Source organism: Campylobacter sp. US55 (assembly GCF_004378955.1).
Taxonomy (GTDB): Bacteria; Campylobacterota; Campylobacteria; order Campylobacterales; family Campylobacteraceae; genus Campylobacter_D; species Campylobacter_D jejuni.
Genome location: NZ_RYYF01000011.1, coordinates 29,937 through 56,666, shown reverse-complemented (window position 1 = coordinate 56,666; position 26,730 = coordinate 29,937). Strand labels below are relative to the sequence as shown.

Below are 26,730 nucleotides of genomic sequence, written 5' to 3'. Positions count from 1 at the left end.
GAAGCTAAGCACATCGTGGGTGATGATACTACGCCTTACTGGCAGGGGGAAAGTAGCTCATTGCGGACTTGTTAAATATCTTCATTACTTACTTTATATATAAATCCTATGTTTATTTTTATTGTTGTTTTAGATGGTGTTTGGAATAGTGTAAAATAAAGATTTACTGTGTGCTTAGGGTTATATTAGAGAATAGGGTGTTTTTAGGGGTTTGGAAGGTTTAATATATTTGTATGAAAAGTAAAATAAATTAAATTTTATTCACACATTCCTTAAAGACTTTTCCACGCTCTGCGTAAGAGTTGAACTGATCTAAACTTGCACAAGCGGGACTTAAAAGAGCTACTTCATTGACTCTTAAGTGATTTGAAATTTCATTTACAGCTTTAGATAAAACTTCACATTTATAGGCTTTCAAATTCGCTTTTTTTGCATAATCAAGCATTTTTTCAGTACTAATACCTATAGCATAGAGTTCTATATCAAATCCTTTCATAAAATCAAATAAATTGCTAAGATCTACACCCTTATCATCTCCCCCTATGATAAGATGGATTTTTTTATCTTTATAGCGACTAAGTGCAGCCATTACAGCACTTTCATTTGTAGCTTTAGTGTCATTTACCCAAAGCCTATTTTGACTGTCTTTAAGCTCTTCGAGTTTATTTTTTTCCATTACAAAGCTATTTAAAAGCTCATAGCTTAAAGTATCAAGTAGAATTTTTTCTATAGCTAAAGCCATGATAGCATCGAGTAAAAAAGGATTTTTAAAGGAAATTTTTTCCGTATCAATGCCAAATTTAACAGATAGATCTTTTTCATCTTCATAGCTTATTTTATGAGCTTTTGTTGGAGTATTTGCATAAATTTTAGGCAGTATTACTACATCACATTCATTCATTCTTTTTAAAACGCTTAGCTTATCTTGAACATAATTATCAAAACTTTCATGCCAAGAAAGATGATCAGGACTTATAGGTAAAAGTGCATAAATTTCAGGTTTAGCTTTATGAGTGTAGTGTAGGGTAAAAGATGAAGTTTCAAGTATCCAAAGTTTTGCATAAGGATTAAGCTCTACTAAAGGAGTTCCAACATTTCCACCCATAACAGCACCAATGTGTGATAATAAATGTGTAGCCATTTGAGTGGTAGTGGTTTTGCCATTGGTTCCGCTTATCCAAACGGATTTTGGCATGATATCATAAAAAAAGTCATATTCACTTTGTAAATTTTTTGCTTTTTGAATGAGTTTGTGCTTTGGTGGAAAACCTGGACTAGGAATTTCAATATCGCTTAAATTATCATCAAAATCATTAGGATTTAAAAGTAAATTTCCTAGTGTATCTTTTTTTGTTTCTATAAAATGATCATCATAGATATCAAAAGACCCAAATTTATCTACCAAATTTTCAGCAATAGCGCGTGTGGTTTTTCCATATCCAAAAAGTGAAATTTTCATTATCTTAGCTTTATTGATGCAAGTGCAAGTAAATTTGAAAGTAGGGCTATCATCCAAAAACGCACTATAATTTTATTTTCTACCCAGCCAACTTTTTCAAAATGATGATGAATAGGTGCCATTTTAAATACTCTTTTATTAAAAATTTTAAAACTTCCAACTTGTAAAATTACAGAAACAGTTTCAAGAACAAAAACAAAACCTATGAGTAAAAGTAAAATTTCATTTTTGCTAATGATAGCTAAAAATCCTATGAATCCACCTAAAGCTAAACTTCCACTATCCCCCATAAAAACCTGTGCAGGATAACAGTTATACCATAAAAATCCCATTAAAGCACCGATTAATGCAGCACAAATAATCACTACTTCACCAAGTCCTTGAATTTTTGGCAAAAGTAAATATTCACTATAATTTAAATTCCCGCTCAAATATAAGAATATCCCTAAAGTAGATAAAGAAAAAATACTTGGAACTGTAGCTAAGCCATCAAGTCCATCGGTTAAATTTACAGCATTAGAGCTAGAAATTAAAACCAAAATCCAAAAAGCAATGGCAAAAATTTCCATATCAAAAAGAGGATGTTTGTAAAAAGGTATAAAAAGTTCTGTGCTAAGTTCTGAACTAAAATATAAAGGTAAGATACAAATAAGTCCTGCGATGATTTGCGCTAAAAGCTTCATTTTTGGGCTAAGTCCTGAATGATTATCTTTTTTTAGAACTTTGCCTAAATCATCTACGAGTCCTATCAAACAAAAAAGTATCAAACAAAGCAAAGCACTTATAGCAAAAATATTATCAAATTTGATACAAAATAAACTTGCGATTACTGCAGAACTGATGAAAATAAGCCCACCCATGGTTGGAGTATGGCATTTGGTTTTATGAGTTTCTGGGGCATATTCGTAAATAGGTTGACTAGCATTTTTAGCTTTTGCCCAAGTAATAAATTTAGGCATTAAAAATAAAGACAAACATAAAGCGATAAAAAAAGCAAATCCTGCACGCACACTAATATAAGTAAAAAAAGCATAATGACTTAAATCTGAAAGATAATACAAAACCTAGCCTTCTTTTTGGTTTTTAAAAGTTTAATTTTAGTAAAATCTAACCAAAAAAATTCTTATAAAAGAGAGAAAAATGAAGCAAAAATGCGTTTTAATTATTACAGATGGAATAGGGTATAATAAGAATAGTAAGTTTAATGCTTTTGAAGCAGCTAAAAAACCAAGTTATGAAAAGCTTTTTAAGGAAGTCCCAAATTCTTTACTAAAAACGAGTGGTTTAGCTGTAGGTTTGCCAGAACGGCAGATGGGAAATAGTGAAGTAGGGCATATGTGTATAGGAAGTGGGCGTATTATTTATCAAAATTTAGTGCGTATTAATAAAGCCATTGAAAACAAAGAACTTGAAAAAAATGAGAATTTACAAAAACTTTTAGCAAAATGTAAAAGAGTGCATATTATAGGGCTTTATAGCGATGGCGGGGTGCATTCTATGGATACGCATTTTAAAGCCATGCTTGAAATTTGTGCGAAAAATGGCAATGAAGTTTTTGCTCATGCAATCACTGATGGGCGCGATGTAAGTCCAAAAAGTGGCTTAAATTTCATAAAAGATTTAAAAGAATTTTGTGAAAACTTAGGCGTGCATTTTGCTACGATTTGTGGGCGTTTTTATGCTATGGATAGAGATAAGCGTTGGGATAGGGTAAAAGAGTATTATGAGTGCTTGTTAGGTAAGGCTTATAAAGTGCCAAATTTATTAGAATACCTACAAAAATCTTACGATGAAAATGTTACTGATGAATTTATCAAAGCAGCTCAAAATGAGAATTACAAGGGCATGAGAGAAGAAGATGGCATTATCTTTATCAACTTTAGAAATGATAGAATGAAACAACTTGTTGAAGTGTTAAATTCTAAGGATTTTAAAGAGTTTGAACGCGAAAAAATCTTTGAAAATTTACTTACTATGAGTGTTTATGATGATAAATTTAAACTCCCTGTGCTTTTTGAAAAAGAAAAAATTGAAAATACTTTAGCGCAAGTGATTTCTAAAGCAGGGCTTAGTCAGCTTCATACCGCAGAAACCGAAAAATATGCCCATGTAACTTTCTTTTTTAATGGCGGAAAAGAAGAGCTTTTAGAAAATGAAACAAGGGTTTTAATCCCAAGCCCCAAGGTAAAAACTTATGATGAAAAACCCCAAATGAGTGCTTTTGAAGTGTGTGATGCAGTGAAAAAAGGTATAGAAAAGGGTGAGGATTTTATAGTGGTAAATTTTGCAAATGGAGATATGGTTGGACATACAGGTGATTTTAATGCTACTATAAAGGCTGTTGAAGCGGTGGATACTTGTTTGGGCGAGATTGTAGAATGTGCAAAAAAGCATGATTATGCTTTTATCATTACAAGTGATCATGGAAATTGCGAAGCTATGCAAGATGAAAAAGGAAATTTGCTTACCAATCATACCACTTTTGATGTTTTTGTTTTTGTGCAAGCAAAGGGAGTTTCAAAGATTAAAGATAATATGGGGCTTAGCAATATCGCTGCAAGTGTGCTTAAAATTTTAGACTTAGAAATTCCAAAAGAAATGAATGAGGCTTTGTTTTAGTTTGTTTGCCTTTTTTATAAGAAATTTGTTAAGATTGCAATTTTTAAAATTAAACTTATTAAGGATAGATAATGAAATTTAGCGGAAAAAATGTTTTAATTACCGGAGCAAGTAAGGGAATAGGTGCTTCTATCGCAAAAACTTTAGCGGGTTTTGGACTTAAAGTTTGGATTAATTATCGTTCAAAACCTGAACTCGCAGATGCTTTAAAAGATGAAATTATTGCAAGTGGTGGCGTTGCTGCTGTGATTAAATTTGATGCAAGCAAAGAAGATGAGTTTGAAAATGGTGTAAAAACCATAGTGGAGAGCGATGGAGAGTTAAGTTATCTTGTAAATAACGCAGGCGTTACAAATGATAAACTTGCTTTAAGAATGAAATTAGAGGACTTTAGTGGCGTTGTGGATACGAATTTAAGCTCAGCTTTTTTAGGTTGTAGAGAAGCTTTAAAAACCATGAGTAAAAAACGCTTTGGTGCTGTTGTGAATATCGCTTCTATTGTCGGAGAAATGGGTAATGCTGGACAAGTAAATTATTCTGCTAGCAAAGGTGGAATGATAGCTATGACTAAATCTTTTGCTAAAGAAGGAGCAAGTAGAAATTTACGCTTTAACTGTGTAACTCCAGGTTTTATAAAAAGCGATATGACTGAAGTTTTAAGCGATGAAATCAAACAAGTTTATCAAGATAATATCCCTTTAAAACGCTTTGCAGAACCTGAAGAAGTGGCTAATTGTGTAGCGTTTTTACTTAGTGATTATGCCTCTTATGTGACAGGTGATGTGCTTAAGATCAATGGTGGTTTATATATGTAAGGAAAAATGATGGATTTAAAAGAAATAGCACAATTTTTAGATGATAATGCACCGGCATTTTTAGCCACTTTAGGAACTTGTGGAAATCCTAGAGTGCGTCCTATACAAAGTCCATTGCTTATGGGAGATAAAATTTATTTTTGCACAGCAAACACAAAGGGACTTTTTAAACATATAAAAAATTATAATGGTATTGAATTTTGTTCTTGTGCAAAAGATGGGACTTTTTTAAGACTTAGAGCTAATGCGGTTTTTGAACCAAATTTAGAAGTTAAAAAAATGATGTTTGAAAAATACCCTTATCTTGTAAATCTTTATGAAACTCCACAAAATCCAAAATTTGAAGTTTTTTATCTTGATCATTTAAGCGCTAGAATGCAATTTATGAATGGAGAATTTAAGCTTTTTAAGGCTTAATGATTTGATAATTTTATTAACTATATATTAATTAAGATAAATAATATCTTAATTAATATTAACTTTTTGTTATTTTTTTAAGATATAATCATTCCATTTAATTTGCAAGGAATAGATTATGATATATTGCAAAAATTTTTTAATATTTATTTTATTATATTCATCTATCTTCTTTGATTGCTTATCTTATGCTTTTTTATATTTATTAAATTATAAATTTGTTTTTAATTCATTTTATATTGAAAAGAGAGTTTGTTTTTGGATTTTTGGCATGCGGTTATGTAAGATTGACTTACATTAAAAATTATTATTAATTTTTTAAATAAGGAGAATGATATGGGTGAATTTTCTAGAAGAGATTTTATAAAAACAGCCTGTATTAGTGTAGGAGCTTTAGCTGCAAGTTCAAGTGGAGTTTATGCCTTAGATGATTCATCTAAGATGGATAAAGATACAAATTTACCTTCTTGTGATGTTTTGGTAATTGGATCAGGTGGAGCAGGTTTGCGTGCTGCAGCCGCAGTGAGAAAAGAAAATCCAAAATTAAGCGTTGTGGTAGCTACAAAGATGATGCCATCGCGTAACGCAACTTGTATGGCAGAGGGTGGAATTAATGGAGTTACTGATTTTTCTAATGGAGATTCCTATAAATTACATGCTTATGATACTATTAAAGGCGGAGCTTATTTGGTAGATCAAGACGCGGCTTTAAAATTTTGCGAATTAGCTGGAAAGGCTATTTTTAATATGGATTTTATAGGAACCTTGTTTTCAAGAAATGAGCAAGGTGGAGTAGCTCAGCGTTTAATGGGAGGAGCTTCTAAGAAACGCTGTAACTATTCTGCAGATAAAACAGGTCATATTTTAATGCATTCTTGTTTAGATGATGCTATTAGTAGTGGTGTGAAATTTTTAATGGATCATGAACTTTTGGATATAGGTGTTGTGGATGGAAAATGCGAGGGTGTCGTTTTAAGAGATATACAAAGCGGTGGAATTTATCCTGTATTATGCAAAGCTTTGGTGATTGCTACAGGGGGATATACAAGGATATTTTATAATAGAACTTCAACTCCTTTTATTGCCACAGGAGATGGCGTGGCAGCTGCTCTTAGAGCAGGACTTGGTTTTGAAGATCCTGAGATGATACAATTTCACCCAACAGGAGTTGCAAATAGCGGAACTCTTATTACAGAAGCGGCGCGCGGTGAAGGGGGATATCTTTTAAATAATCGTGGTGAGCGTTTTATGAAAAATTACCATGAAAAAATGGAGCTTGCACCGCGAGATGTAGTTGCGCGTGCTATAGAAACAGAAATTCGCGAAGGTAGAGGTTATGGTGAGGGACTTGGAGCTTATGTTTTGTGCGATGTACGCCACTTAGGAAAAGAAAAAATTTTAAAAGATTTACCAAAAATTCGTCACACTGCAATGCTTTTTGAAAATATTGATTTAGTAGATACTCCTGTACCTATCCGTCCAACGGCGCATTATTCTATGGGTGGAATTGAAGTGGCTAAATTTGAAGATATGAGTACTAAAATTGCTGGAATTTATGTAGGTGGAGAAGCTTCTTGTATTTCTATACATGGAGCTAATAGACTAGGGGGAAATTCTTTAGCCGATGCAGTTGTAACAGGGCATTTGGCAGGCATTGGTGCGACAAATTATGCTAAAGATGCAAGTTTTGGAAAAGGAGCAAAAACTCATGAACTTGCTCAAAAATGGCAGGCTAGATTTAAAGAAATTACAAATAATGGCGGAAATGGTCAAGAAATGTATGAATTGCGAGAAGAGCTAGGAAGTCAAAATTGGGATAATATGGGGATTTTTAGAACCCAAGAAAAACTCGATCTTCTAGCAAAAAATTTAGAAGATATACAAGCAAGATATGAAAAAATTTGTATTCCAAATCCTAATGAAGTGATGAATACTGCTTTTACAGATTATGTAGAGCTTGGTAATTTGATTTTACTTTCTCGCTGTGCTTGTTTAGCAGCTAGAAATAGACTTGAAAGTCGTGGGGCTCATACTAGAGAAGATTATCCAAAGCGAGATGATAAAAATTTCTTAAAACATAGCATTGTAAATTTAGAAAATGATGAATTAAAACTTAGTTATAAAGATGTCGTGGTAACTGAGTTTTCACTTGATGGAAGGAGAGTACAATGAAAATTATCATAGATCGTTTTAATGGCAAGGAAAAATATGAACAAAGTTATGATATTGATGATAAGGATATACAAGGAAAAACTCTGCTCTCTCTTTTGCTTTTTATCAAAAAAACAAAAGATATTACTTTAAATTTTACCGCCTCTTGTCAATCTGCAATTTGTGGGGCTTGTGCAGTTCGTGTGAATGGGCATTCTTATCTTGCTTGCGATACTAAAATGCAAGATTTGTTAAAAGAATATGATAATCCTTCAAGTATACGCATTTCTCCGCTTGGAAATTTTAGAGTAATTTCTGATTTAATTGTGGATTGGGAGCCTTCTATAGAAAATTTAAGAAAAATTCGTCCTGCTATGGTGGCAAAAAATGAATTTTCAGCGGAAAAGGGCTGTAAACAAAGTCAAGAAGAATTTGATCGTATTAGCAAGCAATGGGATTGTATTTTATGTGGTAGCTGTGCTTCAGAGTGTAATAAATTAGAAGCAGATAGTAGCGATTATATGCAACCTTTTGTTTTTACTCATGCTTGGCGTGCAGCGGCGGACTCTCGAGGTAAGGATCCTATGCTGCATGTAAAACCCAGCGTAATGAATGGACTTTGGCTTTGTGTTCATTGTCAAGAGTGCGCTGATCGTTGTCCAAAGGGTATAAGTTCAGTAAGTGATATAGCAAATTTAAGAGTGATGGCGATTAAAAAAGGTTTAAATGAAGGCTTAGGGCCTGATCATGCTGAAGCTTTTTATAAAGATTTAGTTGAAGGTTCAGGACGCTTGAATGAAATTTATCTTGCTTTGCGTTCTGAGGGTGTTATAGGTTCTATGGGTAAAACAGATATAGCTTTTAAACTTATGCGTGCAGGAAAAATGAATCCTATGCATGTTTTTGGCGAGGATGAAATAGAAGGGCATAAAGATTTGGTTAAAATGATAAAGGCGGCACAAGAAGCTGCTGTTAAGGAGTAAAATATGCAAAAAGAATACGCTTTTTTTCCAGGTTGTGTTTTATCTCAAGCTGCAAAAGAATCTAAAATTTCACTTGAAGCTATTGCACCTATTTTGGGTTGGAAGTTGAATGAAATTAAGGGGTGGAGTTGTTGTGGGGCTTCTCAAGCACAGTGTGTTGATCCTATTGCGACTTTGGTAGCTAATGCAAGAAATATTGCTTTAGCGGAAGAGATGAAAATGCCAATGCTTGCAACTTGTAGTACTTGTATGCTAACTTTAACTAAAGCAAAAAATACTCTTGATAAGGGTGCAAAAGAACGCATCAATACTTTTTTAGCACAAGGTGGAATGAAATATCAAGGTTCAACGCCTATTACAAGTCTTTTGTGGGAGCTTTATGAGGATTTGGATAATTTAAAAAGCAAGGTGAAAAAGCCGCTTTCAAATTTAAAAGTAGCTTTATTTTATGGTTGCCATAGTTTAAGACCTGAAGATACTTTCGGTAAAAAAGAAAGTTCAACCAATCCAAAAAGTTTTGAAAGTGTAGTAGAAGTTTTAGGGGCTAAAATAGTTCTTTTTGAAAAACGCCTTGATTGTTGTGGTTTTCATGCTTCTTATCCTGCAGAAAAATCTGTGAAAAAAATGTCTAGTCAAATTGTCAATAATGCAAGTGAAAATCAAGCTGATTGTGTTGTAACACCTTGTCCACTTTGTCAAATGCAGCTTGATATCTATCAAGAAAGATTTCAAGATTATACTAATTCTAAAGCAAGATTGCCTATTATTCATTTATCACAATTAGTAGGACTTGCATTAGGACTTTCTAAAGAAATGGTTGGTTTGGATTATAATATTATTGATGCAAGTAAAATTGCATAAAAACATGGGCAAAAAGCCCATGTTTAAAGATTTAATTCCATTCTTAAAGAATGCTCCCAAAAAGTCACTTCTAAGCGTGTTACAGTATGAAAAATTTCGCTGAGTTTTTGGAATTTTTGTGCACTAACACTTGAAGTATAAGAATTAACAAAATCTTCAAATTCTTTAGCTTCATTTTGAAAATTTTCACTTCCATAGGTCAAAATCCATTCCTTGTAAGGATGATCTTTTAAATTTTCATTTTTTAAACGATTTATAATTTCAGCACCTATTTTTGCATAGCCTATAGCGCAAGCACTAAGAGCAACTAACATATCTAAAAAATCTCCATTTTCACCTACGCTTAACATATAACGCGAATAGGCTATATTGACTAAACTTTCATCTTTTGCATCGAGTTCATCTGCATTAATGCCAAGAGATAAAATTGCACGATGAAGCTCCATTTCTCCTTCAACTATATAATTTTGAAATTTCATAGCAAAACGAAGTTCTTTTGCGGTATTTGAGTTAAGTGCTAATCTTGCATAACATTTTGCGTAATTAAGCAAATAAATATAATCTTGCTTGAGATAAAAAAGAAAATTTTCTTGCTTTAGGCTTTTATCTTCCAATTTTTTAACAAAATCATGATGTAGATAAGCATTCCAAATTTTTTGATTTTCTTTGATTAAATTAGAGAAAAGCATCATTTTTCCTTTATGTTTTAATATTTTATTTTCAAGTATAATGAAAAACTATAAATATTTTAAGCTTTTTATAGTAAAATACGCTTTATTTTAATTTTTTGAAGGAGAACAAATGGCAACATTTGATGATGTAAAAGCAGTAGTAGTAGAGCAATTAAGTATTGATGCAGATGCAGTTAAAATGGAATCAAAAATTATTGAAGATTTAGGTGCTGATTCTTTAGATGTTGTAGAGCTTATTATGGCTTTAGAAGAAAAATTTGAAGTAGAAATTCCAGATAGTGATGCTGAAAAATTAATTAAAATTGAAGATGTTGTAAATTATATTGACAATCTAAAAAAATAATTTTTTTCTTGCAAGGAGCTTATTCTTGAAAAGAGTTGTAGTTACAGGTATTGGTATGATCAATGCCCTTGGTTTAGATAAAGAAAGTTCATTTAAAGCAATTTGCAATGGAGAAAGCGGAGTAAATAAAATTACTCTTTTTGATGCCACAGACTTTCCTGTTCAAATTGCAGCTGAAGTTAAAAATTTTGATCCATTAGAGGTTGTTGATGGCAAAGAAGTAAAAAAAATTGACCGTTTCATACAACTTGGAATTAAAGCAGCAAGAGAAGCAATGCAGGATGCTGGATTTAGTGAAGAATTAGACAAAGAAGAATTTGGCATTGTTTCGGCTGCTGGTATCGGAGGTTTGCCTAACATAGAAAAAAATTCCATTATTTGTTCCGAGCGAGGTCCGCGTAAAATTTCCCCTTTTTTCATACCTTCAGCACTTGTAAATATGTTAGGAGGTTTGATTTCTATAGAGCATGGACTTAAAGGGCCAAATATTTCTTGTGTTACAGCTTGTGCAGCAGGAACTCATGCTATAGGAGAAGCTTATAAAAGTATAGCTTTGGGAAATGCTAAAAAGATGTTAGTCATAGGTGCAGAAGCTGCGATTTGTCCTGTGGGTATAGGTGGTTTTGCTTCAATGAAAGCTTTATCAACTAGAAATGAAGATCCACAGCATGCTTCAAGACCATTTGACAAAGAAAGAGATGGTTTTGTCATGGGAGAAGGTGCTGGAGCTTTAGTTTTTGAGGAATATGAAGAGGCTAAAAAACGCGGTGCTACAATTTATGCTGAATTAATTGGATTTGGAGAAAGTGCAGATGCGCATCATATTACTTCACCAACTTTAGATGGGCCTTTAAGAGCTATGAAAAAAGCTTTAAATATGGCAGGGAATCCAAAGGTAGATTATATCAATGCACATGGAACTTCAACCCCTGTAAATGACAAAAATGAAACAGCAGCAATTAAAGAGCTTTTTGGCAATAATATCCCGCTTATAAGTTCCACCAAGGGACAAACAGGCCATTGCTTGGGTGCTGCAGGTGCAATTGAAGCGGTTGTTAGTGTTATGGCTTTAAGAGATGGGGTGGTTCCACCTACAATCAATCAGCTTGTAAAAGATGATGAATGTGATCTTGATTATGTTCCAAATATATCAAGAAAAGTAGATTTAAAAGTGGTGATGAGTAATTCTTTTGGTTTTGGTGGCACAAATGGCTGTGTTGTATTTAAAAAAGTAGATTAATATGGCTTCTTATTTAGATTTTGAAAAAAATATTCAGCAAATTGATGAGGACATTATCAATGCTCAGATTAAAGGAGATACTGAAGCTGTATCGATTTTAAAGAAAAATCTTGAAAAAGAAATTTCTAAAACTTATAAGAATTTAAGCGATTTTCAACGTTTGCAATTAGCGCGTCATCCAGATCGCCCTTATGCTCTTGACTATATTGAACTTATTTTAAATGACGCTCACGAAATACATGGTGATCGTGCCTTTAGAGATGATCCTGCTATTGTTTGTTTTATGGGTTATTTAGGAGAGAAAAAAATAATTGTAATTGGTGAGCAAAAAGGACGTGGAACAAAAGATAAAATCGCTAGAAATTTTGGGATGCCACATCCTGAAGGATATCGTAAAGCCTTAAGAGTAGCAAGACTTGCAGAGAAATTTCAAATTCCTATTTTATTTTTAATAGATACTCCAGGTGCTTATCCTGGAATAGGTGCTGAAGAAAGAGGGCAAAGTGAAGCTATCGCTAGAAATTTATATGAATTAAGTGATTTGAAAATACCGACCATTGCTATAGTTATCGGAGAAGGTGGTAGTGGCGGGGCGTTAGCTATAGGGGTTGCAGATAGACTTGCAATGATGAAAAATTCTGTTTTTTCAGTAATTTCTCCTGAAGGTTGTGCTGCAATACTTTGGAATGATCCTGCAAAAAGTGAAGCTGCAACCAAGGCTATGAAGGTAACCGCTGATGATTTAAAATCTCAAGGTTTAATTGATGATGTTATAGATGAGCCTACAAATGGTGCACATCGTAATAAAGAAGCTGCAGCAGTAGCTATTGCTGATTATGTAAAAAAATCTCTAAATGAACTTGAAAATATTGATGTACGAGAACTTTCTGCAAATCGTATGCAGAAAATTTTAAAGCTTGGAGCCTATCAAGAGGCTTAGGCTTTTACTTCGCTTTTTTAAATAATTTTATTATTTATAATTGTTATCAAAATTAAGTTAATTAAAAGTATTCTTTTTTTATACTTCAAAAATGATTTTAAATATCAAAATAATTATTTTTAAAGGAATTAATTTGACTCAAATTAAAAATATAAAATTTAAAAAAAGTTTACTGTGTTTTTTAATTTTATCTGGAGCTTTGTTAAAAGCAGAAGAAAAATATCAACTTAATGATGTTGTGGTTAGTGCTAGTGGTTTTGAACAAGATTTGGTTGATGCGCCTGCTAGTATTTCTATCATTGCAAAAGAAGAGCTTGAAAAAAAACCAATTAAGGATATAGGGGAAGCTATAGGAGATATTCCAGGTGTAGATGTGACTATGAATAAAACAGGCACTTATGATTTTAGCATACGAGGTTTTGGTAGTTCTTATACTCTAGTTTTAATTGATGGAAAACGTCAAAGTGTTGCAAATGGGTTTTATGATAATGGTTTTAGTGGCAGTGAGTCAGGATATCTACCACCTTTGTCTATGATAGAGCGTATTGAGGTTATACGTGGTCCAGCTTCTACACTTTATGGCAGTGATGCTGTAGGTGGTGTGATAAATATTATCACTAAGAAAAATCCTGATAAGACTGAGGCAAATATAGAATTTAACACTCTTTTACAACAGCACTCTAATCACTATGGCAATGCTGGGGGATTTAATGCTTATGTGGCAACTCCTTTGATTGAAGATACATTATCAATTTCTGCAAGGTTGAAGTATTATGATAAGGCAACTTCTGATTTAAAATGGCCTACACCAGTTTGGAATAGTAGTCAACAAAGACCTGATAATTATCAAATTGCTAGTCATAGTCCAGGTGCTTTTACTAGTTTAGGTTTTGGTTCTAGGCTTAATTGGACAGTAAATGATAAAAATAATATATATTTTGATATAGAACGATATATTAATGAAATTTCAGTGAATTCTACAAGTAGTAGGGCTATTAAAAGTGAAAGACAACTTTTTAAGGATAATATTGTTTTAAATCATGATGGTAACTATGATTTTGGTTCAACTAACTCATATTTACAATATGGTAGCACTAAGGATAAGGAGCTGCATAGCCAAATTTGGGTAGGAGAAGGTAAGGTTGTTTTACCTTGGAATTTAGGTCAGTACGGTAATTTAGTAAATACCTTTGGTGCAAGGATTGATTATGAGATGTTAAAAAATGATCAAGCAAGCGCAGGTAGTCAAATAAGAGGTAAAAATCTTGATCAAACCACGGTTGCGCTTTATGGGGAAAATGAGTATTTTATAACAGATGATTTGATTTTTACTACAGGTTTGCGTTATATTTATAGCGATTTGTTTGATTCTGAATTTACGCCTAGGGTTTATTTGGTTTATCACTTAAATGATAATATAGTCTTTAAAGGAGGTGTTTCAAAAGGCTATAAAACTCCTGCTGCTAAGGAGTTGACAAATGGATATTATAATTATGCCAATGGTAATGCTTATTTTGGAAACCCTGACTTAAAACCAGAAGAAAGTATAAATTATGAATTGGGTGTTGATTTTAGGATATTTGATTTTGCACATTATTCTATCACAGGATTTATTACTGATTTTACAAATCAAATCAGTAGTGAAGATTTAACAGGTATGCAAAATGGTATTAATTGTAGCAATGGCACTGTTTGTACGCGTCCTATTAATCTTGGAAAAACACAGACTAAAGGTATAGAATTTGCATTTAATACCAAAACTTACAATGGCTTTAGCCTAAATTCAAGTTATACTTTTATGGATAATCGCTACAAAGATGGTCAAAAAAATTGGTTTGGTGGTGATAGAATAGAGAATTTACCAAGGCATATAGCAATGTTAAAATTAAACTATGAGCGAGGTAAATTTAGCTCCTATATAAAAACACGAGCAAGACTTGATACTATAGCCAAAGCAAAAGGTGGCGGTAATGGTAGTTTGCCATGGCAAAAATATAAGCCTTTTTATATAGTAGATTTAGGGATAAATTATAAAATCAATAAGCAATCTAGCTTAAGTTTTGTAGTACAAAATCTTTTTGATAAAAATTTCTTTGATCCTCAAGTTACTAAATGGGATGGGGCTAATCCTGCTGGATATGCAAATCGTTATCAAGACTATACAGAAGGAAGGAGTTTTTGGTTGAGTTATAAATATGAATTTTAATTTTTTAAGGCTTTAATCACCTTTATATTTTCAAAAAAGCAAAAATAAAGTACAATGTGAAAAATAAATAAAAGGTTTTATTATGGCATTTAAAAATTTAAAAGAACTTTCTTTTGAAAAATCAAATTATATTAAGCCTAAGAGATTTGCTTATGAAAGTAATGGTAAGTTTTGTACTTGGGATTTTATAGAATCTAAAGATAGTATTTCAGTGCTTTTGTATCATAAAGAATTAGAAAGTTTTATTTTTGTACGCCAATTTCGCATACCACTTTGGTATCATCAAATGCATGATAAAGATTATGTAAAAGATGATAATATGGGCTATACTATAGAGCTTTGTTCAGGACTTGTAGATAAAAAATTATCTTTAGAGGAAATAGCAAAAGAAGAATGTATAGAAGAACTAGGATATGCTCCTAAAAATTTAGAAAAAATAGGAGATTTTTATACAGGGTTTGGTTCAGGTGTAAGCAAGCAAAGTTTTTATTTCGCAGAAGTTGATGAAAAAGATAAAATTTCTTCTGGAGGTGGAGTTGATGATGAAGAGATTGAAGCTGTTTATGTTAAGGTGCAGGATTTTGAAAAAAAATGTAAAAATATGATAAGAACGCCTTTGCTTGATTTTGCTTATATGTGGTTTTTAAAGGAAAAGAGGGGAAAATTAAAGATTATTTAGGTTAAACCTTAAAAAGGTCCAACCTAGGATTTTAATGAACTGACTCATCAAGCATTTCTTTAAATACATTGAAAAGATCAAGCGATGCATTTTCGGCAACTTTACATTTATTAATTATGCTGTGTTGAGTAATATCTTTGCTAATATCTTCTGTATTTGCTATTGTTATGGCATTATTCATATTTTCATGAACTTTTTCATGTGGCTCGTTAATTTTTAAGAAGCTTTTATTTTGCCCAAATCTTTCTTTTCCTGTGCTAGCAAGCCATTTTCCTAAGCGACAAGATGTGTGATCAGCTAATTGCTTTCCTGATTTGGAAAAAATTTCTTTATAACCATTTAATTTAAAAGCTATATGATCTAGTTTTGCTAAAGATACGAAAGCTTCTGAAGCGATACCAACTGCATTTGAATTAGTAGAATGCGCTTCATTTACTAAGTGAGTAAATTTTTCGGAAAAACTCATAATATGAGCATTAGAATCTATGGAAATTTTTTCAACTTGCTCACTTTGAGTATACATTTCATTCGCATTTTGCTTTAGAAGGTTGATATTCATTTCAACTTCTGTGGTTGCTTTTTGTGTTTTTTCAGCTAGTTTTCTTACTTCATCAGCAACAACAGCAAAACCACGTCCATGTTCACCTGCGCGTGCAGCTTCTATAGCAGCGTTAAGAGCTAAAAGATTGGTTTGATCGGAAACATCTTTAATTAGATTGATTACATTAGTAATTTCATCTACACTTCTATGTAAGGTTCCTGCAGCATCTCTTGTTTTATTGGCTGATTCTGTAATATCTCCTAAGGAAGCATTGATAGAATTAGCAATATGGTTAAGTTCATCCATTTCAGCAAGAGAAGTTTTAGAATAGCTAGAGATAACTTCTGCCTTATTTACATTTTCTAGCATATCGCCTTGAACAATAGTAATATTTTTTAAAACTCCGGTTAATAAAACATTTAAAAGATCTGTTTTAAGTTTAGACTCTAAAGCCTCTTGTTCTAATGATGTAATTTTATTTTTTAATTCTAAATTTTCCGATTGAAATTTTTCAATTTTATGTGCAAGATTTTTATTTTCTTCTTCAAGTTTTTGAAGATCAGAATGGTTTATTTTACTTCCAAACATTGTTTTGCCTTATTTTTTATAATTTGCTAGATATTGGCTAAGTTCATCTTTTACATGAAGCTTTTCTTTTTTTAAGGTTGAAATTTCCATGCTGCTAAGAGAAGTTCTACCTTCTTCTGCATCTTTAATCATGTCATCAAGTTCATTATGACGATCAAATAGTTTATCAAAATGAGCATCTTTACCTTTTAGCTCTGACATTAATTCTCTATATTCATGTAGCATAAACTCTCCTTGTATTAGTGAAATTTAAAATTCATTTAACAAGGTATTTTACACTATTAAAAGATATTTTTGGCTTAAAAAATAATAAAATTAATAATAATTTTTAAATGTGTGTTATATAAGTGATTTATTAAAGTTTATTTTTAAATTGGAAATTTTAAAATTGAGGAATAAATCCTCAAAATTATTTAGAATTTTGTTTTTTTAGAGTTCTTAGAGTAGAAGCTGCAATTCTCATTTTTCTCGTGGTGCCATCTTCTAAAGTTACACGAACTGTTCTGAGATTAGGTAAAAAGCGTCTTTTTGTTTTATTGTTAGCATGGCTGACATTATTACCCACCATTGGACCCTTGCCTGTGATTTGACATACTCTTGCCATTTTCTTGTCCTTATGAAAATTTTTAAATGGAGATTTTATCAAAATTAAGCTTAAAATATTCCATAATTTATAGTTTTTTTAATATATAAGTCGATAAAATATTATTTATCACATTTATATATACTTTAAGGTTTTGATCATGTATGTAGCTCCAAGTTTATTGTCTGCAAATTTTTTGAAATTAGAAGAAGAAGTTAAAGCTATTGAAGCTGCAGGTGCAGATCTTTTACATATTGATGTAATGGATGGACACTTTGTTCCAAATTTGACTTTTGGACCTTGCGTGATCGAAAAAATTTCAACTATTAGTAAGTTGCCATTAGATGTGCATTTGATGGTTAAAGATGTAAGTAAATTTATAGATCTTTTTATCCCTTTGAAACCAAAATTCATTTCTTTTCATATGGAAAGCGAAGTTCATCCTATAAGACTTTGTGAATATATAAGAAGTCAAGGAATCCATCCTGCTATTGTTTTAAATCCGCACACTCCTATTGATTCTATTAAACACATGCTAGAATTTGTAGATATGGTACTTTTAATGAGTGTTAATCCTGGATTTGGTGGACAAAAATTTTTACCTTTGGTGCATGAAAAAATCAAAGAATTGCGCCAAATGATTGATAAAAAAAATGCTAAAGTTTTTATAGAGGTTGATGGTGGTGTTAATGGTTTAAATGCTAGCGATTTAGAAGAATCCGGAGCTGATATTTTGGTGGCTGGAAGTTATATTTTTTCTTCTAATGATTATAAAACTGCAATTTCATCTTTAAAGCTTGAATTTTGAGTTTACAGCAAATTGATCAGATTATTTCTATATTAAATAAGCAAAGCAAGCCTTATGATTGGGTGATGCAAGAGTTTGCCAAAGTTGAAGAATTAAAAAATTTTGATTTAGATTTGGAAACTTTTGAGCTTTTGGGTTTGGGTTTAACTTTGAATAAAGATAATATTTTTACCCTTAAAACACGCACAACAAAAATTAAAGATGAAATTTTTTGCATAGTAGATATAGAAAGTACTGGCGGTGTAAGTAAGGGGGAAATTTTAGAAATTGGAGCAGTAAAAATTCAAAATTCTAAAGAAATTGGACGCTTTCAAAGTTTTGTTAAAGTAAAAGAAATTCCAGAAAATATAACCGAACTTACGGGTATTACTTATGAGATGGTGGAAAATGCTCCAAGTTTAGCAAAGGTTTTAAGTGATTTTAGGCTTTTTTTAAAAGACAGTATTTTTGTAGCGCATAATGTGCGTTTTGATTATAGTTTTATTTCTAAGGCTTTAAATGAGTGTGGTTTTGGCATTTTGCTTAATCGTCGTATTTGCACTATAGAATTTGCACAATGTTGTATAGAAAGTCCAAAATATAAACTAGAGGTTTTGAAAGAATTTCTGGGCGTGGAAAATACGCATCATAGGGCCTTAGATGATGCTTTAGCAGCTGCTGAAATTTTTAAATATTGCCTTGGAAAACTTCCTTATCATATAAAAACTACAGAAGAACTTATAAATTTTACAAAGACTGCACGCATAAAGCAAAAATAAATATTTAAAGTGTATAATTAAAACATAAATGACGGGAGCTTGTGTAACAGGCTGAGAGTAAGCTAAAAGCTTAGACCGAACCGGATCTGGATAATGCCAGCGTCGGGAAGATTTATAAATTTCAATACTTTAAAAATTTATACTCACCCTTCATTTATCCAAATTTTTTAAAGGATAAATTTATGAAAACTCAAATGAATTATGCCAAACAAGGTGTTTTTACTAAAGAAATGCAGATTGTTGCACAAAAAGAAAATTTAAGTAAAGATTTTTTGCTTGAAAATATTGCTTGCGGTAAAATTATTATCCCTGCAAATATTAATCATAAAAGTCTTGATCCAAATGGTATAGGTTTTGGACTGCGTACTAAGGTTAATGTAAATTTAGGAGTTTCAAATGATTGCGTTGATTATAGCGAGGAAATGAAAAAAGTAGAGCTCGCTCATAAATTTGACATAGAAGCGATTATGGACTTAAGCAATTATGGCAAAACAAGTCGTTTTAGAGACGAGCTTGTTAATGTTTCAAAAGCTATGATAGGAACAGTTCCTGTATATGATGCGGTAGGATTTTTAGAAAAAGATTTAAAACAAATTGGTGCTAAAGACTTTTTAGATGTTGTATATCATCATGCTAAAAGTGGGGTTGATTTTATGACAATTCATGCAGGTATTAATTCTCGCGCAGCGCATATTTTTAAACAAAGTAAAAGACTTACAAATATAGTTTCAAGAGGAGGCTCTGTGCTTTATGCTTGGATGATGATGAAAGATGCCGAAAATCCTTTTTTTGAGTATTATGATGATTTGCTTGACATTTGTTTAAAATACGATGTAACTTTATCTTTGGGCGATGCTTTGCGTCCTGGCTCTACTCACGATGCAAGTGATGGGGCGCAAATTTCAGAGCTTATAGAATTATCGCTTCTTACCCAAAGGGCTTGGGATGTTGGGGTTCAAGTAATGATAGAAGGTCCAGGGCATATGGCTATTAATGAAATAGAGGCAAATATGCAATTAGAAAAGCGTTTATGCAAAGGAGCGCCTTTTTATGTCTTAGGACCTTTGGTAACAGATATTGGCGCAGGGTATGATCATATTAGTGGTGCTATTGGAGGAGCTGTGGCTGCAGCTAGCGGTGCTGATATGCTGTGCTATGTAACACCTGCTGAACACTTAAGACTTCCAAATTTAGAAGATGTTAGAGAGGGTATAGTTGCGACTAAAATTGCAGCTCATGCAGGAGATATAGCCAAACTTCCAAAAGAAAGAGCAAGGGATGATGAGATGAGTAAGGCTAGACAAGAGATAGATTGGGAGAAAATGTTTAAGCTTGCTATTGATGGAGAAAAGGCTAAAAAAATGTTTAATGAGCGTCGCCCTGATGATTTAAACTCATGTTCCATGTGTGGAAAAATGTGTGCAATGAATACTATGAATCAAATTTTAAAAGGTGAAGATGTGAGTTTAGCTTGAATAAACTTTGAGAGTAAGATCTATAGAGATGCCTTGCTCTCCTGCTTTAAGATTAAGCGGATAATCAAGCTTGATTAAGTTATTATAGTTTTTTAGAGCATCAATAAAATCATAAAGCCTTCTAGGATTGTTCATTGTCGCTTTAATGGCTAAGCGGTTTTTTAGATATTTTTCTTGTTTTTCGGGCTTAGTTTCTTGAATTTTTACATTTTGAAAATATTTTTGTAAAAAAATATCAAAATTTCCTATATTAAAATTTTGCTCAAATTGCTCTAAACTTTTGTTGTTTTCGCTTCTTAGGGTTGATATTTTATCTTCACTAAAGTCAAATTTTGATTTAGCGGCTTTTAAGATGGCAAGTTGTGAGTTTTCTCTAAGATTTGCTTGTTTGTAATTTTTTAATGTCGGCAAAAGTAAAAATAAGATCAAGGCTGTGCAAACGCTTATAAAACTTAACGCGCAAATGATAAGCTTTAATAAATCAATTTCTTCTAGGCTTTTATCTTTCATCTGTAACTCCTGGAATTTGTTTACTAATACTAACAAAACGATACCACCCATTATCTAAGCGATAATAGGTTGTATAGCTTTGATCAAAGATGCTTTTTAAAGGGGTTTCTAAAAGTAGAGTAAACATTTCTCTTGTAGGAGTGACTCCGATAAGTTTTAAGGAATATTCGTCTTGTTCAACACTTTCAAGAGTAATATTATCAGTTTTTACAATAATATCAAATAGATTTCTTAAGCTTTCTTTAACAATTTGATTTTGAGTGTTAAAATTTTTCGCTATTTGGCTTTGATCAAATAAAATTTCATAAAGCATTTCATTTTGCTTAGTTTGATTTTGAAGCACTATAACTTGTTGTTTTTCATCATCGATAGAGCTATTGATTAATGCAATTTTTATTGTATATGTAAAATATACTAGCAAGATAAATAATATACTAAAACCAAAAAGTCCTAGCCAAATTTTATCAAAGAGTGTGAAAATAGGTTTTTTTCTTGGCTGTATGAAGCTATAAGTCATTTAAGCTCCTTTCGCATCAACTCTATCATAAGATCTAAGGTGTTGATTTGTTTCGTTTTTATCTCTAAAAAAGTTTCACTTTCTAAAAAATCAATAGCACTTATGTTAATATCTGATTCGCTATATAATAAAATACCATTGATAAATACCCCAGCATATTTATCATCATTGTAAAATTTTTCAATGCTCGTAATAATATAACGACAAAGTTCCATATCGTTGCTAAATTGATTTAATTCATCAAGATTAAAATTATCATTATTATCCAAAGTTTCAAGATTATTTTCTTGATCAAGTAGGTCAAATTTATTATTTAAGGCTTCATTGAAGTTATCTAAGGTAACTTCAGTATCATCGTTGTTGTTTTCAATTTCTTGATTATCTTCTGATGGAAGTTCAAGCTCTAAACCTAATTCTTGCTCAAATATTTTAAAATCACCGTATAAAATAGTATTGCCTTTAGCAACAATAATTGCCAAAAGATGTCCTTGTTTAAATCCATAAAGTAAAATTTGATCATCAGGCTGTTTTTCTTTTTGTATATTGTAGTAAAGAAGGGCAAAAGGGGAATATAAAAAATCTAAACCTCTATATTCTTCAAAAAGCTCGCTATAATATTCCACATGTTCGGTAGCCGTATAAACAAGGGCATTATTAAACAAAATATGCTGTAAGCTGATTTTTCCTATATTAAAGTGCTCACAATCTTGAATATTTGTACTAGGTATTAATCCTTGTTCTTTGGCATCCAAAAATAAAGTAGTGTGGTAAAATAAGAAATGCTTGCTTAAATTTTTTATGTATTCTAATAAATTTTCGCTTTTATCAAAAGTTTTTTCATTGCTACTGATTAGTTTATTTCCTCTATAAATAGAAGCTTTTACAATATTTTTTTTATCTTCTAAAATAATACTAATAAAAAGTTGTGGAAATATTTTTTTAAGTAAAAATAACATTTCATTCCTTAAATTGATCAGCTAAGCTAATTTTATCAAATTGTTCCATTAGAAATTCTTTAGCTTTTTCTTTATCTAAAGATAAAATATCCAAAGGTTCACTTAGACTATAAGTAATCTTACTAAAAGGTTTTGGCAAGATCATCTTATCCCAACTTTTAAATTCCCAAAAACGATTTGCTTCATAGTTTAAAATTCTTATCTTTAGTTCTTTTTTTTGAGCCAAAATGATAGAACCATCTGAAATACTATGATAAGGCCCTCGTGGACCATCGGGCGTGATAACTATATCGTCATTTTGTTCTAAAACTTTAAATGCAGCTCTAAGTGCACTGCTAGCACCCCTTGAAGTGCTTCCTCTTACAGTATCAAGACCGAAAAGCTTGATGATTTTTGCAATTTGTTCTCCATCTTTATGGTGGGAGATCATGACATAGGCTTTTTTATTTTTTTGTCTATAATGTCTAAACGCAAAAGGCATGAGTGCTAATTTTCCATGCCAAAAAAGTATCACACCAGCTTTACGGTCAACTTTTTCACCTTTATAGTGCTTTTTACAGCTTAAAAAAATAAGCCATTGCAAGATGAAAATTATATATGTTAAGCAATGGATTTTAAACGATTTCCCCATATAAAACCATACGCTTTGCATTAGTTATTTTTACTTCTTTAAATTGCCCTAAAAGTTCTTCGCTACCTTCAACTTGAACTAAAAAATTATTATCTGTTCTTCCAGCAATGCTATTGCCTGCTCTTAATTCTTCAAATAAAACTTTAAAAGTTTTATTTTCTTGTTTTTTTACAATTTCATCTAAAATTTCACTATGACGATTTTGTAAGGTGCTAAGTCTTCTTGAAGCTGTTTCTTCATCGATTTGATTAGGCATGGTTGCAGCTTTTGTTAAAGGGCGTTTGGAGTATTTAAAAGAAAAAATTTGTTCAAAACGCACTTTTTCCAAAACATCCATAGTTTCTTCAAAATCTTTTTCACTTTCCCCTGGAAAAGCTACAATAATGTCTGTAGAAATGCTAACATTTGGACAAAGTTCTCTAAGTTTTAAAGCTCTATTTAAATACCATTCTTTAGTATAGCCACGCTTCATAGCTTTTAAAATTTCACTTGAGCCGCTTTGTAAAGGCATGTGCATGGATTTGCAAACTTTTGGATTATTGGCAAAAACTTCTAAAAATTTATCATCCATATGCAAAGGATGTGGACTTGTAAAGCGAATGCGCTCCAAACCTTCTATAGTGCTAAGTTCTTCTAAAAGATCTGAAAAGTCCATTTTTTTATGTTCGTTTCTAAATCTTTTGCCGTAGTTATTGACATTTTGTCCTAGCAAGAAAATCTCTTTAGCGCCTTTTTCAACGGCTTTTTGAGCTTCTTTGTAGATGATGTTAAAAGGTATGGAAATTTCATCTCCTCTAGTATGTGGCACTATACAATAAGTGCAGTGTTTATCACAACCTATGGAGATATTAATATAGGATTTATAAATACTATTTCGAAAATCTGCAAAAGCAAATTCACTTTCATCATAGTTTATGTCCACGCCCATAAATTTTGGAGTTTTTATAGCTTGAGTGATTTTGGAAATATTTCTTGCCCCTAGAACAAAATCCACATAAGGAGCACGTTTGAAAATTTCATTTCCTAAATGTGATGCAGTGCATCCACAAACTCCTATTTTAGCACCTTCTTTTTTAACTTTTTCAAAGCCACCCACTTCTGAGAAAAGTTTATGCACAGGTTTTTCACGCACTGAACAGGTATTAATAAGAATAAGATCTGCTTCTTTGATATCTTCTGTTAGTGCGTAATTTTCTTTTTGTGCTAATTCTGCGATCATATGCTCAGAATCTCTGACATTCATCGCACAACCTAAAGTTTGGATAAAAAGTTTTTTAGCACTCAAAGAATATGTACCTCATACATAAAATCATTATCATCAAGTCCGTATTTTACGGTTCTATGATAAATGCTTACTCCTTTTTTTTCAAAATGATTTACAAGGGCAATGAGTTGTTTGTGTGTATTATCTTTATCAAAATAAAAAAACTTTTGTCCTTCTTTTTCTATAGCCTCTTCGATTTTTTCTAGGCTAATATTTTTAGGTTTTTCATTAATCAAAGTTCTTGCCAATTTTAATTCCATAGCTAAATCCTTAAGAATTTTCATTTTAATCTATAATTTTAGCAAATTTTACTTTTAATTAAACTTATTAAGGATATAATTTTTATCTACATTTTTAAATTTCCCACAAAAAAGGTTTTATAAAATATGGAAAAGATAGCAGATATTATCGAATCTATTGCTAATGAAAAAAATTTAAACTTAGAGAATGTAAGAGAAAAGGTAGCTACCGCTTTAATCAATACTGCAAAAAGAATTTATGGACAAGAATATGAGTTTTTTGTGGATCCTAAAAATTTAAATCTTTATCAAAAAATCACCATAGTAGCAGATAATGACGAGAGATTGCAAAATAAAAGTGAGAGTTTTATCGCGTTAAGTAAGGCAAAATCAGAAGCTCCAGATGTTGAAATAGGAGATGAATTAACCTATGAATGTTCTTTGGAAAATTTAGGAAGAACTGCGGTAAATACCTTGCACAAAGAACTTGAATATCATATACAAAAATTATTAGAACAAACTATTTTTGAAAAATATAAAAACAAAGTAGGGCAAATGGTTTTTGGTACAGTTGTTAGAGTGGATAATGAAGAAAATACTTTTATTGAAATAGATGAATTAAGAGCTTTTTTACCAAGAAAAAATCGCATTAAAGGGGAAAAGTTTAAAATAGGTGATGTGGTAAAAGCTGTGATACGCCGTGTTTATACAGATAAGGGTATTAAAATCGAGCTTAGTCGTACAAGTCCTAAATTTTTAGAATGTTTACTTGAAGCTGAGGTTCCAGAAATCAAAGATGGTTATGTCAATATTATAGGATGTGCTAGAATTCCAGGTGAAAGAGCAAAAATCATTCTTCAGGCCAATGGAGCAAATATCGATCCTGTAGGCGCTACAGTAGGTGTTAAAGGTGTAAGAATTAATGCAGTAAGCAAAGAGCTTCATAATGAAAATATTGATTGTATAGAATTTACAAATGAGAGTGAAATTTTAATTTCTCGTGCCTTGGCTCCTGCTATTGTAAATTCTGTAAAAATTGAAGATAAAAAAGCTATTGTAAGTTTAAATAGCGAACAAAAAAGTAAAGCTATAGGAAAAAATGGTATTAATATTCGCCTTGCTTCTATGTTAAGTGGTTATGAAATAGAGCTCAATGAATTAAGTTCATCACAGCTAAATAATGCCATCAGCAATGAAGAAGCAATGAAAAATCTTCAGGATTTGTTTAAAATTTAAAATATTTGTGAATTTTCACAAATATTTTTTATAAAACCACCTCCAATAAAATGCCGCAAAGATAAAAATCATACCTAATAAACCTGTAATCAGTTCTAAACTCAAGCCTATTTCAAATAAAAAGCCCATAAGCATTGAAATAATAGCACTAAAACTAAGATAAATCATATCTGTATAAGCGATTACCCTACCATGATATTCTTTGTCAGCATTTTTTTGTATCATGGTGTAAGTATAAGCCCAAAGCGCTGAGGTAAAAAAACCTGCACCAATTAAACCTAAAAAAGAAATATAAAAATTAAATTGAGTTAAAGCCCAAAGTATAATACCAAAACCTTGACCAAGATACATGTAAAATAAATTTTTATCATTAATAAATTTGCTTAAAATCATAGGTCCTATAGCTAAAGAACAAGCACGTACCGCATTTAAAAACCCTATTACTAAAGCAGCGGATAAAACTTCTTTATATTGATGTTGTGCTAAAAGCGTAACCAAGGTTTCATAAGCAGTTAAACCTATAAAAGCATGAAGTAAAATAAGATGAAAAATTATTTTATTATTTAAAACATAGAAAAATCCTTCTTTTATCATGGTAAAAAAGCGACTTTGTGTTTTTTGATGAAAATCAGGAATGCTTAATCTTACTAAAAAAGAAATGCCTATGAGTATAAGTATACAGTCAAATAAAAAAGCGGTTTTAACTCCTAGAAAATAAATAAAAATTCCCGCACTTGCCATACCTGCTGTATAAGAAATCGCCCAAATGACACTGTGCATTTCATTAGCGAGTTTAAGTTCTTGAGGGGTTAAAATTTTGGCCAATAAACTCATTTCAGCTTGAAAATAAATCGAAGCAACACAAAGTCTTATGAAAATTAAAATAAATAAAAGCCAAAGCATGCTAAGACTTGTGACAAAAATAAGACAAAAAATAGAAATTAATTCTATGCTAATCATACTGAGTAAAAGTTTTTTAGGTTTATTTTTCTCTACTATGACGCCATTAATAGGAGCAAGTAAAACTCCAGGTAAAAAAGCAAGCATAGCACTTGTAGCTGTTGCCCAAGTAGGAGCATTAAGCTCAACCAAAAGGGTAAAAACTCCTGTTTGAGAAAACCATGCTCCAAAATATACTATAAACTGAACCGAAGCTAATATTCTGATATTTTTATTATTTTTTAATAGTTCAATGTAATTCATAAGCGAAACTATAGCA

29 protein-coding genes and 1 riboswitch are annotated in these 26,730 nt (G+C 31.6%); of the genes, 16 read left to right on the top strand and 13 right to left on the bottom strand.

Features of this window, described 5'->3' with window-relative positions; translation table 11 throughout:
- Positions 1-250 precede the first annotated feature (250 nt).
- Both murD and mraY read right to left on the bottom strand, forming a co-directional pair.
- A complete protein-coding gene (gene murD, locus ELQ07_RS07670; protein ID WP_134224959.1) occupies positions 251-1,459 on the bottom strand; it encodes a UDP-N-acetylmuramoyl-L-alanine--D-glutamate ligase in 1,209 nt (402 codons plus the stop codon).
- Positions 1,459-2,520, bottom strand: coding sequence for a phospho-N-acetylmuramoyl-pentapeptide-transferase (mraY, locus tag ELQ07_RS07665; RefSeq protein ID WP_002881164.1), 1,062 nt, complete (start codon positions 2,518-2,520; stop codon positions 1,459-1,461). The genes murD and mraY overlap by 1 nt, the downstream gene beginning before the upstream one ends.
- 79 nt (positions 2,521-2,599) lie before the next feature.
- Between mraY and gpmI the strand changes: the two genes are divergently transcribed.
- The 7 genes from gpmI to sdhE all read left to right on the top strand — a co-directional run bounded on the left by gpmI (position 2,600) and on the right by sdhE (position 9,305).
- Entirely contained in the window at positions 2,600-4,078 is a 1,479-nt protein-coding gene (gpmI, locus tag ELQ07_RS07660) for a 2,3-bisphosphoglycerate-independent phosphoglycerate mutase (RefSeq protein ID WP_134224958.1), read from the top strand.
- Positions 4,062-4,160 carry a hypothetical protein gene (locus ELQ07_RS08445; protein WP_032603128.1) on the top strand — a complete coding sequence of 33 codons (99 nt, stop codon included), beginning with the start codon at positions 4,062-4,064 and terminating at the stop codon, positions 4,158-4,160. Before gpmI ends, ELQ07_RS08445 begins: the two co-directional genes overlap by 17 nt.
- The gene (gene fabG, locus ELQ07_RS07650) at positions 4,150-4,893 is read left to right on the top strand and encodes a 3-oxoacyl-ACP reductase FabG (protein WP_070316517.1); all 744 of its coding nucleotides are present in this window, start codon (positions 4,150-4,152) and stop codon (positions 4,891-4,893) included. The genes ELQ07_RS08445 and fabG overlap by 11 nt, the downstream gene beginning before the upstream one ends.
- A gap of 6 nt (positions 4,894-4,899) precedes the next feature.
- Positions 4,900-5,310, top strand: coding sequence for a pyridoxamine 5'-phosphate oxidase family protein (locus tag ELQ07_RS07645; protein ID WP_079263854.1), 411 nt, complete (start codon positions 4,900-4,902; stop codon positions 5,308-5,310).
- Positions 5,311-5,646: 336 nt separating this feature from the next.
- Positions 5,647-7,482, top strand: a complete 1,836-nt coding sequence (sdhA, locus tag ELQ07_RS07640) for an 8-methylmenaquinol:fumarate reductase flavoprotein subunit (protein WP_134224957.1) — start codon at positions 5,647-5,649, stop codon at positions 7,480-7,482.
- A complete protein-coding gene (gene sdhB / locus ELQ07_RS07635; protein WP_002854950.1) occupies positions 7,479-8,444 on the top strand; it encodes an 8-methylmenaquinol:fumarate reductase iron-sulfur subunit in 966 nt (321 codons plus the stop codon). The genes sdhA and sdhB overlap by 4 nt, the downstream gene beginning before the upstream one ends.
- Positions 8,445-8,447: 3 nt before the next feature.
- Positions 8,448-9,305, top strand: a complete 858-nt coding sequence (sdhE, locus tag ELQ07_RS07630; RefSeq protein WP_070316520.1) for an 8-methylmenaquinol:fumarate reductase membrane anchor subunit — start codon at positions 8,448-8,450, stop codon at positions 9,303-9,305.
- Positions 9,306-9,328: 23 nt separating this feature from the next.
- On the opposite strand, the gene tenA is transcribed toward sdhE, so the two are convergent.
- Positions 9,329-9,997 (bottom strand): thiaminase II, encoded by a 669-nt coding sequence (gene tenA / locus ELQ07_RS07625; protein WP_088303704.1) that lies wholly within the window; start codon positions 9,995-9,997, stop codon positions 9,329-9,331.
- Positions 9,998-10,106: 109 nt separating this feature from the next.
- On the opposite strand from tenA, the gene acpP reads away from it, so the two are divergent.
- The 5 genes from acpP (at position 10,107) to ELQ07_RS07600 (ending at position 15,405) form a co-directional block, all read left to right on the top strand.
- Positions 10,107-10,340 (top strand): acyl carrier protein, encoded by a 234-nt coding sequence (gene acpP / locus ELQ07_RS07620; RefSeq protein ID WP_002854831.1) that lies wholly within the window; start codon positions 10,107-10,109, stop codon positions 10,338-10,340.
- A 25-nt stretch (positions 10,341-10,365) separates the two neighbouring features.
- The gene (locus ELQ07_RS07615) at positions 10,366-11,580 is read left to right on the top strand and encodes a beta-ketoacyl-ACP synthase II (RefSeq protein WP_002882383.1); all 1,215 of its coding nucleotides are present in this window, start codon (positions 10,366-10,368) and stop codon (positions 11,578-11,580) included.
- A 1-nt stretch (position 11,581) separates the two neighbouring features.
- Positions 11,582-12,520, top strand: a complete 939-nt coding sequence (locus ELQ07_RS07610; RefSeq protein ID WP_002854780.1) for an acetyl-CoA carboxylase carboxyltransferase subunit alpha — start codon at positions 11,582-11,584, stop codon at positions 12,518-12,520.
- A 142-nt stretch (positions 12,521-12,662) separates the two neighbouring features.
- Positions 12,663-14,726, top strand: coding sequence for a TonB-dependent receptor (locus tag ELQ07_RS07605; RefSeq protein ID WP_134224960.1), 2,064 nt, complete (start codon positions 12,663-12,665; stop codon positions 14,724-14,726).
- Between the two features lie 82 nt (positions 14,727-14,808).
- Positions 14,809-15,405 carry an NUDIX domain-containing protein gene (locus ELQ07_RS07600; RefSeq protein WP_134224956.1) on the top strand — a complete coding sequence of 199 codons (597 nt, stop codon included), beginning with the start codon at positions 14,809-14,811 and terminating at the stop codon, positions 15,403-15,405.
- Positions 15,406-15,436: 31 nt separating this feature from the next.
- On the opposite strand, the gene ELQ07_RS07595 is transcribed toward ELQ07_RS07600, so the two are convergent.
- The 3 genes from ELQ07_RS07595 to rpmB all read right to left on the bottom strand — a co-directional run bounded on the left by ELQ07_RS07595 (position 15,437) and on the right by rpmB (position 17,138).
- Positions 15,437-16,534, bottom strand: a complete 1,098-nt coding sequence (locus ELQ07_RS07595) for a methyl-accepting chemotaxis protein (protein WP_088303706.1) — start codon at positions 16,532-16,534, stop codon at positions 15,437-15,439.
- A 9-nt stretch (positions 16,535-16,543) separates the two neighbouring features.
- A complete protein-coding gene (locus ELQ07_RS07590) occupies positions 16,544-16,759 on the bottom strand; it encodes a YdcH family protein (RefSeq protein ID WP_002855201.1) in 216 nt (71 codons plus the stop codon).
- Positions 16,760-16,943: 184 nt separating this feature from the next.
- The gene (gene rpmB, locus ELQ07_RS07585; protein WP_002854974.1) at positions 16,944-17,138 is read right to left on the bottom strand and encodes a 50S ribosomal protein L28; all 195 of its coding nucleotides are present in this window, start codon (positions 17,136-17,138) and stop codon (positions 16,944-16,946) included.
- 139 nt (positions 17,139-17,277) lie between these two features.
- Here rpmB and rpe point away from each other — a divergent pair, with 139 nt between their 5' ends.
- From rpe to thiC, 3 genes are all read left to right on the top strand, one after another.
- Positions 17,278-17,925 carry a ribulose-phosphate 3-epimerase gene (rpe, locus tag ELQ07_RS07580; RefSeq protein ID WP_002859889.1) on the top strand — a complete coding sequence of 216 codons (648 nt, stop codon included), beginning with the start codon at positions 17,278-17,280 and terminating at the stop codon, positions 17,923-17,925.
- Positions 17,922-18,683, top strand: coding sequence for a 3'-5' exonuclease (locus ELQ07_RS07575; RefSeq protein ID WP_002933070.1), 762 nt, complete (start codon positions 17,922-17,924; stop codon positions 18,681-18,683). The genes rpe and ELQ07_RS07575 overlap by 4 nt, the downstream gene beginning before the upstream one ends.
- 21 nt (positions 18,684-18,704) lie before the next feature.
- Positions 18,705-18,809: riboswitch (TPP riboswitch) on the top strand.
- 56 nt (positions 18,810-18,865) lie between these two features.
- Positions 18,866-20,158: a phosphomethylpyrimidine synthase ThiC gene (gene thiC, locus ELQ07_RS07570; protein ID WP_088303708.1), complete on the top strand. Its 1,293-nt coding sequence runs from the start codon at positions 18,866-18,868 to the stop codon at positions 20,156-20,158.
- Here the strand turns inward: thiC and ELQ07_RS07565 are convergent.
- The 6 genes from ELQ07_RS07565 to ELQ07_RS07540 are packed head-to-tail and all read right to left on the bottom strand — an operon-like array spanning position 20,150 to position 24,296.
- Complete coding sequence (locus tag ELQ07_RS07565) at positions 20,150-20,668, bottom strand: hypothetical protein (protein ID WP_002868197.1); 519 nt, start codon at positions 20,666-20,668, stop codon at positions 20,150-20,152. The genes thiC and ELQ07_RS07565 overlap by 9 nt on opposite strands.
- Complete coding sequence (locus ELQ07_RS07560) at positions 20,658-21,185, bottom strand: hypothetical protein (RefSeq protein WP_019109158.1); 528 nt, start codon at positions 21,183-21,185, stop codon at positions 20,658-20,660. The genes ELQ07_RS07565 and ELQ07_RS07560 overlap by 11 nt, the downstream gene beginning before the upstream one ends.
- On the bottom strand, positions 21,182-22,141 hold the full coding sequence (locus tag ELQ07_RS07555; protein WP_134224955.1) for a clan AA aspartic protease: 960 nt from the start codon (positions 22,139-22,141) through the stop codon (positions 21,182-21,184). The genes ELQ07_RS07560 and ELQ07_RS07555 overlap by 4 nt, the downstream gene beginning before the upstream one ends.
- A gap of 1 nt (position 22,142) precedes the next feature.
- The gene (locus ELQ07_RS07550; RefSeq protein WP_002880682.1) at positions 22,143-22,772 is read right to left on the bottom strand and encodes a lysophospholipid acyltransferase family protein; all 630 of its coding nucleotides are present in this window, start codon (positions 22,770-22,772) and stop codon (positions 22,143-22,145) included.
- Positions 22,756-24,057 (bottom strand): tRNA (N6-isopentenyl adenosine(37)-C2)-methylthiotransferase MiaB, encoded by a 1,302-nt coding sequence (gene miaB, locus ELQ07_RS07545; RefSeq protein ID WP_134224954.1) that lies wholly within the window; start codon positions 24,055-24,057, stop codon positions 22,756-22,758. The genes ELQ07_RS07550 and miaB overlap by 17 nt, the downstream gene beginning before the upstream one ends.
- The gene (locus tag ELQ07_RS07540) at positions 24,054-24,296 is read right to left on the bottom strand and encodes an HP0268 family nuclease (protein ID WP_002851103.1); all 243 of its coding nucleotides are present in this window, start codon (positions 24,294-24,296) and stop codon (positions 24,054-24,056) included. The genes miaB and ELQ07_RS07540 overlap by 4 nt, the downstream gene beginning before the upstream one ends.
- A 126-nt stretch (positions 24,297-24,422) precedes the next feature.
- Here ELQ07_RS07540 and nusA point away from each other — a divergent pair, with 126 nt between their 5' ends.
- Complete coding sequence (gene nusA, locus ELQ07_RS07535; protein WP_002859895.1) at positions 24,423-25,511, top strand: transcription termination factor NusA; 1,089 nt, start codon at positions 24,423-24,425, stop codon at positions 25,509-25,511.
- Between the two features lie 15 nt (positions 25,512-25,526).
- Here the strand turns inward: nusA and ELQ07_RS07530 are convergent, their stop codons facing one another.
- A complete protein-coding gene (locus ELQ07_RS07530) occupies positions 25,527-26,714 on the bottom strand; it encodes an MFS transporter (protein ID WP_070316527.1) in 1,188 nt (395 codons plus the stop codon).
- Positions 26,715-26,730: the final 16 nt, after the last annotated feature.